A 9,679-nucleotide genomic window follows, 5' to 3' on the forward strand; every position below is an offset into this window, starting at 1 on the left:
CCTGCCATGATCGACATGACAGTCGTAGAACTCTCGCGATGGCAATTTGCCGCAACCGCGATGTACCATTTTATCTTTGTCCCCCTGACGCTCGGGCTGTCATTCCTGATGGCCATCATGGAGAGCGTCTACGTGATGACCGGCCGCGAAATCTGGCGCAAGGCCACGATTTTCTGGGGCACGCTTTTCGGCGTCAACTTCGCCATGGGCGTCGCCACCGGCATCGTCATGGAATTTCAGTTCGGTATGAACTGGAGTTACTACAGCCACTATGTCGGTGACGTCTTCGGCGCCCCGCTCGCCATTGAAGGGCTGATGGCGTTCTTCCTCGAAGCGACGTTTGTCGGTCTCTTCTTCTTCGGCTGGGATCGCCTGAGCAAGGTCGGACACCTTGTCGTCACCTGGCTCGTGGCGCTCGGCACCAACCTTTCGGCGCTGTGGATCCTCATCGCCAATGGCTGGATGCAGAACCCGGTGGGCTCGAAGTTCAACCCGGACACCATGCGCATGGAAGTCACCGACTTCATGGCCGTGCTGTTCAACTCGGTCGCGCAGGCCAAGTTCGTGCACACGGTCAGCGCCGGCTATGTCTGCGGTGCTGTCTTCATCTTTGCCATTTCGGCCTTTTATCTGGCGCGCGGCAAGCATGTGGAGATCGCCAAGCGCTCGATGGTCGTCGCGGCCAGCTTTGGTCTTGCCGGTGCGCTGTCGGTTGTCGTCCTGGGTGACGAAAGCGGCTATGTCGCAACCGAACACCAGAAGATGAAGATCGCTGCGCTTGAAGCCAGCTATCACACCGAAGAAGCGCCGGCCCCCTGGACGCTCTTTGCGCTACCCGGTCCCGATGGTGGGGCGCCGCAGTTCCAGATCCAAATCCCGTGGGTGGGTGGCCTGATCACCACGCGCTCGCTCGACGAGGAACTGCTGGGCATCGACGAACTGGTTCAGCACGCCGAAGTGCGCATCCGCTCGGGCATCATCGCCTATGACGCGCTGCAGGCCATTCGGGCCGACGGCACCGACCAGGCAGCGCGCGCGACCTTTGACGAGCATTGGGCCGACCTTGGTTATGGCCTGCTGCTCAAGAAGTATCGCGAGGATGTGGGCAATGCCACGGACGCGGAAATCACCCTGGCGGCACAGGATACCGTGCCGGACGTGTGGCCGCTGTTCTGGACCTTCCGCATCATGATGGGGCTTGGCTTCTTCTTCATCGCCTTCTTTGCCTTCTGGTTCTGGAAGGCATCGGTGGGGAAGCTCGACAGCAACAAGAACCTGCTCTGGCTGAGCTTCTTCCTGCTGCCCACGCCCTGGATCGCCATCGAGGCGGGCTGGTTTATCGCCGAATTCGGGCGGCAGCCCTGGGTGGTGGAAGGCGTGCTTCCAACCTTCTATGCCGCCTCGGGCCTCAATTTCTGGGACCTGGTGATCTCGCTGACCTTCTTTACCCTGCTCTACACCGTGCTCTTCATCATCATGATCGTCCTGATGGTGCGGATCGTGAAGGCAGGGCCCAAGGATCACGCCTTTGCCGATAGTTCGGATGTCGACGACTTCGTGGTCGCCGCCCTTCCTGCCACCCACGCGACCAAGGAGCTCGGATCGTGAGCACCATTCCACTCGACTATGAAACCTTGCGGCTCATCTGGTGGCTGCTGCTCGGCGTACTGCTGATCGGCTTTGCCGTGATGGGCGGTCGTGACCTCGGGGTAGGGGCTCTCCTGCCTTTCGCGGCCCGCACCGACGACGGGCGGCGCGTGCTGCTCAACGTGGTCGGCCCGACCTGGGAAGGTAACCAGGTCTGGCTCGTGCTCGGTGGCGGCGCCATCTTTGCGGCCTTCCCCCCGCTCTATGCGGTCAGCTTTTCGGGCTTCTATCTCGCCATGATCGTGATCCTGCTGGCCCTGATCCTGCGGCCAGTCGGGTTCAAGTTCCGCGGCAAGATCGCCGACGCCCGCTGGCGGGCGGTATGGGATTGGGCGCTGTTTGTCGGTGGGGCCGTGCCCTCGCTGATCTTCGGCGTGGCGGTGGGCAATGTGCTGCTCGGCGCGCCCTTCCACTTCGATGACACCATGCGCATCTTCTACACCGGCAACTTCTTCCAGCTCCTGATGCCCTTTGCCCTGCTTTGCGGCCTTGTGAGCCTGTTGATGATTGCCACCCAGGGGGCGGCTGTGATCGTCGGGCGGACCGAGGGTGTGCTGGCCGAACGTGGTCGCACGCTTGGCATCTGGGCCGGGCTCGGCACCATCGTGCTCTTCGCGCTCGGTGGCGTGTGGCTCGCCTTTATGGATGGGCACACCATCACCAGCGTCGTCGACCCCAATGCGCCGATCAATCCGCTGGCCAAAACCGTCGAACTGGTTCGCGGCGGATGGCTGAGCAACTATGGCACCTATCCCTGGATGATCGCCGCCCCGGTGCTTGGCTTTGCCGGCATGGCGCTGGCGGTGCTGAGCCTGAACGCCCGCAAGGGTCTACCGGCACTGCTGGCGGCCAGCGTGGGCATCTTCGGCATCATTTCGACGGCCGGCCTCTCGCTCTTCCCGTTCCTGCTGCCGTCTTCGACGCTGCCGCAGGCCGGGCTGACCCTGTGGGATGCCTCCTCGAGCCACCTGACGCTCTTCGTCATGCTGCTCGTAACCGTGGTCTTCCTGCCGATCATCCTGCTCTATACCGCCTGGGTCTTCCGCGTCATGCGCGGCACAGTGACCACCACGACGCTCAACAAGAACCCCAACGCCTACTAGGAGACAGACGATGTGGTATTTTTCCTGGATCCTGGGTCTCGGACTTGCCTGCACTTTCGGCATCCTGAACGCCATGTGGTTCGAGATGCGGGAAGACCGGCGCATAGCGCGTGAGCAGGGGCGAGAACCGACCGCCCGCTAATGCATGGGTCTGACCATCTGGTCAAAAATTGAAATAACCGGGTCCTGCGAGAGTGGGGCCCGGTTTTTTGTTTCAAGATCAGTGAGTTGGGTGCCTTCAGTGGCCGATCGGGCGTTGCGCAGGGTTAAAACTACATAAACCGAATATGAACCATATGCCCGTTCCGTGTGCGCGCAGTGCATAACGGATGTGCAGACTGACCATCTACTAATCACGACCCCTCCGGTCTACATAGAGGTCATCAAACGAAGGGGAACCAAAATGAACATTGCAAAGAAAATCGCCGATTTCGCCCGTTACCAGCGCACCCTGCGCGAGCTCAACTCGCTCGACACGCGCCAGCTGAACGACCTGGGCATCACCCGCGGTGATATCAAGTCGATCGCTCGCGGCACCTACTCTGCCTAAGTTTTAGGCAAAATCGGTAGCTAAGATGAAGGCGTCCAATCGGGCGCCTTTTGTCTTTTCTGGAGGGTGGTTTTTAGGTGTTTGAGCGTGTGGCTCCACCTCCTCCTGGCCTTCCCATCCAGGGGGCACATCGAGTTTGGGTTAGGTCGCTCCCAGCCCCAGCGGGCTAGCGCGTCAAATCCGCGATCACGCAATCGAGCGCGGTCACCAGGTCGTCCGGCTTGATGCGGATTTGCAGGCCGCGCTGGCCGCCGTTGAGAAAGATCTCGTCGTAGAGCTGAGCCATTTCGTCAAGCGCCGTCGGCACGTGCTTGCGCTGGCCGAGGGGGCTGATGCCGCCGACCTTATAGCCCGTCAGACGTTCGGCGTCGGCGGGCTTCATCATGTGGGCGGACTTGCCGCCGAGCGCAGCGGCGAGCTTTTTCATGTTCACCTCCTCGTCGGAGGGCACGATGGCGCAAATGGGCTTGCCGTCGAGCTCGGCCATCAGCGTCTTGAACACTTCGCCCGGTGACACACCCATGGCTTCGGCCGCCTGCAACCCGACGCGCTCGGCATTGGGGTCATAGTCGTAATTGGCGAGGGTGAAGCTGATACCGGCCTTAATGAGGGCCTGCGTGGCGGGCGTGGTCTTGGACATGGCTCTGTTTTAGCCCGCCCACGGCAAAGCTCAAGCCTTAGCGCTCAAGATCGGGGCGCTGTACCCAGCGCGGGTCCGGCGCGAGCCCTTCGAATTCATCGAGGCCGACATCCTTCAGGATATAGGGCGAGAGGTGCAGGGCATGGATTGCCCGGCGGCGGCGCGGCGCGGTCCCGTCCTTGCTGAGCAGAGCAGGCAAGGGCATGAGAAAACCAAGAAAGCTCGGGATGCTGATCATTTCATACATTCGCTGACCTTATGGCCAGTGCTCTTGTCAGGTTGACGTTGATCGCAAAATGCGCCTCTTTGTGCGCAGTATCCAACTAAAGCTCGGCAAGTCTGCATAAGGAGGTTTTATCCATGTCATTGCCTCCGCTCAGTGCCGTTCGCGTCTTCGAGGCTGTCGCGCGGCACCTCAGTTTTACCCGGGCCGGAGAGGAACTGGGCATGACCCAGGCGGCCGTGAGCTATCAGATAAAGCTGCTCGAGGAGCGCGTTGGGGCGCCGCTGTTTCTGAGAAAGCCGCGGCAGATTGCGCTGAGCGAAGTGGGTGCGAGCCTCGCCCCGCAGGTGCGGCAGGCGTTTGAAATCATGCGCGAGGCTTTTGCCGATACGCGGGGCGAAGTGGATGGCCTGCTCTCGATCACCACGGTGCCGACCTTTGCGAGCCAATGGCTGGCGCAGAATCTGGGGCTGTTTCAGATGGATCACCCGGATATTGCGGTGCGGCTCGACAGCACCAGCAATATGGTCGACCTGCTTACGGATGAATTCGATATCGGCATCCGCACGCTGGCTGCGCCGCCCGAAAAGGGGCTGGTCTCGCATCTGCTGGTGAAGGCCGATTTTACGCCGCTTCTCAGTCCGGCATTGGCCGAGAGTATTGGCGGCGTGCGGGAACCGGCGGATCTGCTGAAGCTGCCGATGCTCGATCCGCAGGACGAGTGGTGGACCATGTGGTTTGCTGCCGCGGGCGTGCCGGGCTTTTCATCCGAAGGACGGCCGATGAGCTTGATGAACTGGCAAAGCCTGCTTGGCACGGCGGCAATGGCTGGGCGTGGCGTGACCATGCTGACGCCGGCCCTGTTTCGCGATGAGATCGCTTCAGGGCGGTTGCTCCAGCCCTTTTCGCTTCTGGCTCCGGCCGGGCGCGGGTACTACCTCGTCTACCCCGAAAGCCGACGCAATGCGCCCAAGATCAGGATGTTCCGCGACTGGATGCTGGAGGCGACGGCCTTCATGCGCGAACCGTCCTGACAAGTTCTGGCGCGTGGCGTGATTAGCTGCCCCTCAGTCTCACAGGGGATCGGCATGGATATCCACGAATTGACTGCCGCCGTCGTGCGGGCGAAGGCGGCAACCTATGTCGGGGGCGGCGAGAAGGTCGCGCCCTGCCGGCCGGGGGCGCATGACCTGAGCTGGGCCGATGGCGAATGGCGCTATCTCGATAGCTATTTCGGCGGCACCGATTTTCTGGGCCAGGAAGTACTCTGGCGTGGACTCGAGCCGGTCTGGGCCATGAGTTACTACGGCTATATCAAGCGTCCGGACCTGATCGACGGCACGCGGGCCGGGGAAACGATCAAGGCGGCGCTGACAGCCATGTATGGGGAGGGGCGGTTTCTCGGCGGCTTTGACTGGCAGGGGCCGCACGGGCGCTATGTCGACAGGAGCGAGGGCAATGCGGGCTGGTTCAAGGGGCGGGAGGTGATCCTCGTCGAAGGGATTGAGGCCTACGCGCTCGACTATTTTGGCGGGTTTGTAAAACCCTGAAAAGCAAAAGGCCCGGAACAGCGTTCCGGACCTTTGTTTCCCCAGAAGAGGCGTTTTGGGATCAGACGATGCCGCCCGAGCCGCCTTCGACGGCGGGACGGACTGCGGCGACCTTGGCGCGGTAGCCGGAGGCACGGTAGGCGCTGAGCGGGTCGATGGCGCCGCCGGCTTCGAGGCGGGCGAGAGCCAGGATCGGCTCGACATCGGTGCGGAAGGCGTGGCGCAGCTGCTGGGTGGCGGTCAGCGCATCATTGTCGTTCTGGGCTGCCTTGAGGGTCGCACGGTCGACGAGGAGCGCCTGGGCGTAGGAACGCTGCACGTCCGAAGCGGACAGCATCAGCGACTCGATCGGGTCGGTGACGTTGTGGCTCTGGTCGAGCATGTGGGCCGGGTGGAAGCTCGCGTCGCGGTTCTCGATGTCGACGAGTTCGTTGAAGACGAGGAACAGACGGTAGGGATCGACCGAGCCGGCGTCGAGATCGTCGTCGCCATACTTGGAATCGTTGAAGTGGAAGCCACCGAGCTTGCCGAACTGGGCAAGGCGGGAGACGATCATTTCAATGTTCACGTTCGGGGCGTGGTGGCCGAGATCGACGAGGCACAGGGCCTTGGGGCCGAGTTCCTTGGCGATGATGTAATTGGTGCCCCAATCCTGCACGACCGTCGAATAGAAGGCCGGCTCGTACATCTTGTGTTCGGTATAGACGTTCCAGTCGTCCGGCAGGGCGGCATAGATCGCCTTGGCGGATTCCAGGTAGTGCGCGAACTGATCGGCGAAATTGACCTGGCCGGGGAAGTTCGAACCGTCACCGATCCAGATGGTCAGGGCCTTCGAGCCGATGGTCTTGCCGATCTCGATGCATTCGAGATTGTGCTCGATCGCCTGGTTGCGGGTGCCCGCGTCATAGGACGAGAGCGAGCCGAACTTGTAGCTCTGCACCTGGCCCTTGGCGTCCGAGAACGTGTTCGAGTTCATGGCGTCGAAGCCGAGGTTGAAGCGGCTTGCGGCCTGCTTCAGACGGTTCGGATCGGCCTTGTCCCACGGAATGTGGAGCGAAATGGTCTTGGTCGCCTGGGTGAGCTGGGCGATCACGGCGCAATCTTCGATCTTGTCAAAGATGTCGCGCGGTTCGCCGGCGCCAGGGAATTTTGCAAAGCGGGTGCCGCCGGTGCCAACGCCCCAGGAGGGAACGGCCACGGAGAACTTTGCGACCTTTGCCTTGATGGCGTCGATGGAGACGCCGCGGCGGTCGAGGCGTTCGCCCAGGGTTTCATAGTCGCGACGAAGATCGGCTTCGCGCTTGGTGTTTTCGGCTTCGACGATGGATGCGTCGATGATGTGTTCGGTCATTTTTTTGCTCTCTCCCAGAGGAAGAATACCCCTCATCCGCCCTTCGGGCACCTTCTCCCGCAAGGGGAGAAGGGAAGGACCGAGTTCGCTGAGCCACCGGACCGCCCCTCTCCCCTTGCGGGAGAGGGTGGATCGCGCACAGCGCGAGACGGGTGAGGGGTATCTTCTTCCTATTGCTTAGCGCGGGAACGACTGGGCGTTGCCGGCGTCGACGTTGATGATGTTGCCGGTGGACTTGGCAGAGGCTTCCGAAGCGAAGAAGTAGATGGCTTCGGCGATGTCTTCCGGGAACACCGAGCGCTTCAGCATCGAGCGCTGGCGATACATCTCTTCAAGGCCGTCCTTGTCGGTCTTGTAGGTCGATGCGCGCTGCTCGAGCCATTCGCCAGCCCAGATCTTCGAACCACGCAGCACGGCGTCAGGGTTGACGACGTTGACGCGGATCTGTGCTTCCGCGCCTTCGAGGGCGAGGCAGCGAGCCAGGTGGATTTCGGCAGCCTTGGCGGTGCAGTAGGCCGACGCGTTCGGAGAAGCGGCGAGGCCGTTCTTGGACGCGACGAACACGACGTTGCCGCCGATCTTCTGCTGGCGGAACAGGCGGAAGGCTTCGCGCGAAACCAGGAAATAGCCCGTGGACAGGATGTCCATGTTCTTGTTCCAGAGTTCGAGCGTCGTGTCTTCGATCGGAGCCGAGGAAGCAAGGCCGGCATTCGACACAAGAATGTCGAGGCCACCGAATTCGACCACGGCGTGGGCGAAGCCGGCGAGGACCTGCTCTTCCTTGGTGACGTTGATGTTCACCGGACGGACGAAGTCAGCACCGAAAACGCCGGTCAGTTCGGCGGTAGCGTTGTCGAGAGCGGTCTGGTCGATGTCGGCGATGACGACGCATGCGCCTTCACGGAGGAGACGAGCAGCCGTGGCCTTGCCGATGCCGCCGGCGCCGCCGGTGACGAGGGCGATCTTGCCAGCCAGGGACTTTGGCTTGGGCATACGAGCCAGTTTGGCTTCTTCAAGCAGCCAGTATTCGATGTCGAAAGCTTCCTGCTCCGGCAGGCCCTGATATTCCGAAACGGTCGAGGCGCCGCGCATCACGTTGATGGCGTTGACATAGAACTCGCCGGAAATACGGGCGGTGGCCTTGTCCTTGGCGAAGGTCAGCATGCCGACGCCCGGGATCAGGTAAACGACGGCGTTCGGATCGCGAACAGCCGGCGAGTTGTCGTGCTTGCAGCGATCGTAATAGGCCTGGTAGTCGACGCGATAGGCGGCGATCTGGGCATCAAGGCCGGCGATCACGGCATCGACGTCCGGATTGGCCGGATCGAAGTCGATGACCAGCGGACGGATTTTCGTGCGCAGGAAGTGGTCGGGGCAGGAGGTGCCGAGAGCTGCGAGCGGGCGCAGGTTCTTGGAATTGACGAATTCGAGCACGGCAGCCGAGTCGTCGAAGTGGCCGAGCTTGTGGCTGTCTTCGGAGATGAAGCCGCGGATCTTCGGCATCAGCTTGGCAGCGACGGCGCGACGGGCGTCGGCATCGAGCGACTGGGTGGCGGCGCCACCAAAAATCACCTTGCCTTCGGTTTCCTTCTCAAACCATTCGATGGCCTGATTGATGATGCCGATGGTGGTTTCGTAGCATTCCTTGGGGGAGTCGCCCCAGGTGAAGAGGCCGTGGGACTCGAGGATCAGGCCCTTCGAGTTCGGGTTCTCTTCGCAATACTTGCCGAGCCACAGGCCCAGCTCGAAGCCCGGCTTCTTCCAGGGGAGCCAGCCGATGGTGTCGCCAAAGATCTGCTTGGTCAGTTCCTTGGAATTCTTCGAGGCCGCGATGGCGATGATCGCGTCCGGGTGCATGTGGTCCACGTAGGGGTGGTTCACATAGGCATGGAGCGGGGTGTCGATCGAAGCGGCGCGCGGGTTCAGGTTGAACGTCGCGTGGGGCAGGTAGCCCACCATTTCGTCTTCGTGCTCGAGGCCGCGATAGAGACCCTTGAGGGCGCGCAGCTTGTCCATATAGAGCGTCGAGAAGCCGTCGAGCTTGATCGAGGCGCTGTCGCCACCCGAACCCTTGACCCACAGGACTTCGACCATCTCGCCCGTAAGAGGGTCTTTCTGCATGATCTTGGAGGAGGTATTGCCGCCGCCATGGTTGGTGACGCGCTTGTCCGAACCGAGGATGTTCGAACGGTAGACCAGGCGCTCCGGCTCGGTCATGGACGCGGCCTTGGCGTCGTCCCACTTGTTTTCAAGGCGCTTGGGCGCGGTGGACATGGGTTTTTCCTCCCAGAGGTATATGCGCTTCAGCAGGTGCGTGAAGCGCCAGGTGGTCGAATTATGCCCCATTCACAAACCGTCCTCTCGGGGCGAGCCGGAGTGACGGTCATGTGAGTGGTTGCTTCCAGGGGCTGGAGGCAGGCAAAGGGGTATTTGGCCGGACATGGCCATAGAACGGTACACGCTGTCAATCGCAAACAGTCATGTTCGGTCATTCATGCGCGCAGATGATCGGAAATGGCAAGTTGATGATTGACTCTGCGTGGGATTGATGAAAGCACTGCACTCAGGGAGTATCAGCCTTGCACGAAACGGAACGCGATCAGCCATTCGATGCT

At 61.5% G+C, this 9,679-nt stretch carries 10 protein-coding genes; 6 read left to right on the forward strand and 4 right to left on the reverse strand.

Annotated elements, in window-relative coordinates; genetic code table 11:
* The first annotated feature begins 6 nt into the window (after nt 1-6).
* From J0I64_RS05755 to J0I64_RS05770, 4 genes are all read left to right on the forward strand, one after another.
* On the forward strand, nt 7-1,608 hold the full coding sequence (locus J0I64_RS05755; protein ID WP_291406663.1) for a cytochrome ubiquinol oxidase subunit I: 1,602 nt from the start codon (nt 7-9) through the stop codon (nt 1,606-1,608).
* Nucleotides 1,605-2,750 carry a cytochrome d ubiquinol oxidase subunit II gene (cydB, locus tag J0I64_RS05760; RefSeq protein ID WP_291406655.1) on the forward strand — a complete coding sequence of 382 codons (1,146 nt, stop codon included), beginning with the start codon at nt 1,605-1,607 and terminating at the stop codon, nt 2,748-2,750. The genes J0I64_RS05755 and cydB overlap by 4 nt, the downstream gene beginning before the upstream one ends.
* A 10-nt stretch (nt 2,751-2,760) precedes the next feature.
* Nucleotides 2,761-2,892 (forward strand): cytochrome bd-I oxidase subunit CydX, encoded by a 132-nt coding sequence (gene cydX / locus J0I64_RS05765; protein ID WP_291406656.1) that lies wholly within the window; start codon nt 2,761-2,763, stop codon nt 2,890-2,892.
* Between the two features lie 261 nt (nt 2,893-3,153).
* A complete protein-coding gene (locus tag J0I64_RS05770) occupies nt 3,154-3,300 on the forward strand; it encodes a DUF1127 domain-containing protein (RefSeq protein WP_291406657.1) in 147 nt (48 codons plus the stop codon).
* A gap of 166 nt (nt 3,301-3,466) precedes the next feature.
* On the opposite strand, the gene ybaK is transcribed toward J0I64_RS05770, so the two are convergent.
* Nucleotides 3,467-3,940 (reverse strand): Cys-tRNA(Pro) deacylase, encoded by a 474-nt coding sequence (gene ybaK, locus J0I64_RS05775; RefSeq protein ID WP_291406658.1) that lies wholly within the window; start codon nt 3,938-3,940, stop codon nt 3,467-3,469.
* 37 nt (nt 3,941-3,977) lie between these two features.
* Nucleotides 3,978-4,178 (reverse strand): hypothetical protein, encoded by a 201-nt coding sequence (locus tag J0I64_RS05780; RefSeq protein ID WP_291406659.1) that lies wholly within the window; start codon nt 4,176-4,178, stop codon nt 3,978-3,980.
* 122 nt (nt 4,179-4,300) lie between these two features.
* Here J0I64_RS05780 and J0I64_RS05785 point away from each other — a divergent pair, with 122 nt between their 5' ends.
* Nucleotides 4,301-5,197: a LysR substrate-binding domain-containing protein gene (locus tag J0I64_RS05785; protein ID WP_291406660.1), complete on the forward strand. Its 897-nt coding sequence runs from the start codon at nt 4,301-4,303 to the stop codon at nt 5,195-5,197.
* Between the two features lie 54 nt (nt 5,198-5,251).
* A complete protein-coding gene (locus J0I64_RS05790; protein ID WP_291406661.1) occupies nt 5,252-5,713 on the forward strand; it encodes a DUF5680 domain-containing protein in 462 nt (153 codons plus the stop codon).
* 61 nt (nt 5,714-5,774) lie between these two features.
* Here J0I64_RS05790 and rhaI read toward each other — a convergent pair whose 3' ends face one another.
* Both rhaI and J0I64_RS05800 read right to left on the reverse strand, forming a co-directional pair.
* The gene (gene rhaI, locus J0I64_RS05795) at nt 5,775-7,064 is read right to left on the reverse strand and encodes an L-rhamnose catabolism isomerase (protein WP_291406662.1); all 1,290 of its coding nucleotides are present in this window, start codon (nt 7,062-7,064) and stop codon (nt 5,775-5,777) included.
* A 177-nt stretch (nt 7,065-7,241) separates the two neighbouring features.
* Nucleotides 7,242-9,338 (reverse strand): bifunctional rhamnulose-1-phosphate aldolase/short-chain dehydrogenase, encoded by a 2,097-nt coding sequence (locus tag J0I64_RS05800; protein WP_291406664.1) that lies wholly within the window; start codon nt 9,336-9,338, stop codon nt 7,242-7,244.
* Between the last annotated feature and the right edge of the window lie 341 nt (nt 9,339-9,679).

It is taken from the genome of Devosia sp. (genome assembly GCF_017307565.1).
GTDB lineage: Bacteria > Pseudomonadota > Alphaproteobacteria > Rhizobiales > Devosiaceae > Devosia.

Excerpts from the sequence above, each read along its gene's own strand:
- ybaK (WP_291406658.1), bottom strand. The coding sequence starts at position 3,940 with ATGTCCAAGACCACGCCCGCCACGCAGGCCCTCATTAAGGCCGGTATC.
- J0I64_RS05755 (WP_291406663.1), top strand. The coding sequence starts at position 7 with ATGATCGACATGACAGTCGTAGAACTCTCGCGATGGCAATTTGCCGCA.
- cydX (WP_291406656.1), top strand. The coding sequence starts at position 2,761 with ATGTGGTATTTTTCCTGGATCCTGGGTCTCGGACTTGCCTGCACTTTC.
- J0I64_RS05785 (WP_291406660.1), top strand. The coding sequence starts at position 4,301 with ATGTCATTGCCTCCGCTCAGTGCCGTTCGCGTCTTCGAGGCTGTCGCG.
- J0I64_RS05780 (WP_291406659.1), bottom strand. The coding sequence starts at position 4,178 with ATGATCAGCATCCCGAGCTTTCTTGGTTTTCTCATGCCCTTGCCTGCT.
- J0I64_RS05770 (WP_291406657.1), top strand. The coding sequence starts at position 3,154 with ATGAACATTGCAAAGAAAATCGCCGATTTCGCCCGTTACCAGCGCACC.
- J0I64_RS05800 (WP_291406664.1), bottom strand. The coding sequence starts at position 9,338 with ATGTCCACCGCGCCCAAGCGCCTTGAAAACAAGTGGGACGACGCCAAG.
- J0I64_RS05790 (WP_291406661.1), top strand. The coding sequence starts at position 5,252 with ATGGATATCCACGAATTGACTGCCGCCGTCGTGCGGGCGAAGGCGGCA.
- rhaI (WP_291406662.1), bottom strand. The coding sequence starts at position 7,064 with ATGACCGAACACATCATCGACGCATCCATCGTCGAAGCCGAAAACACC.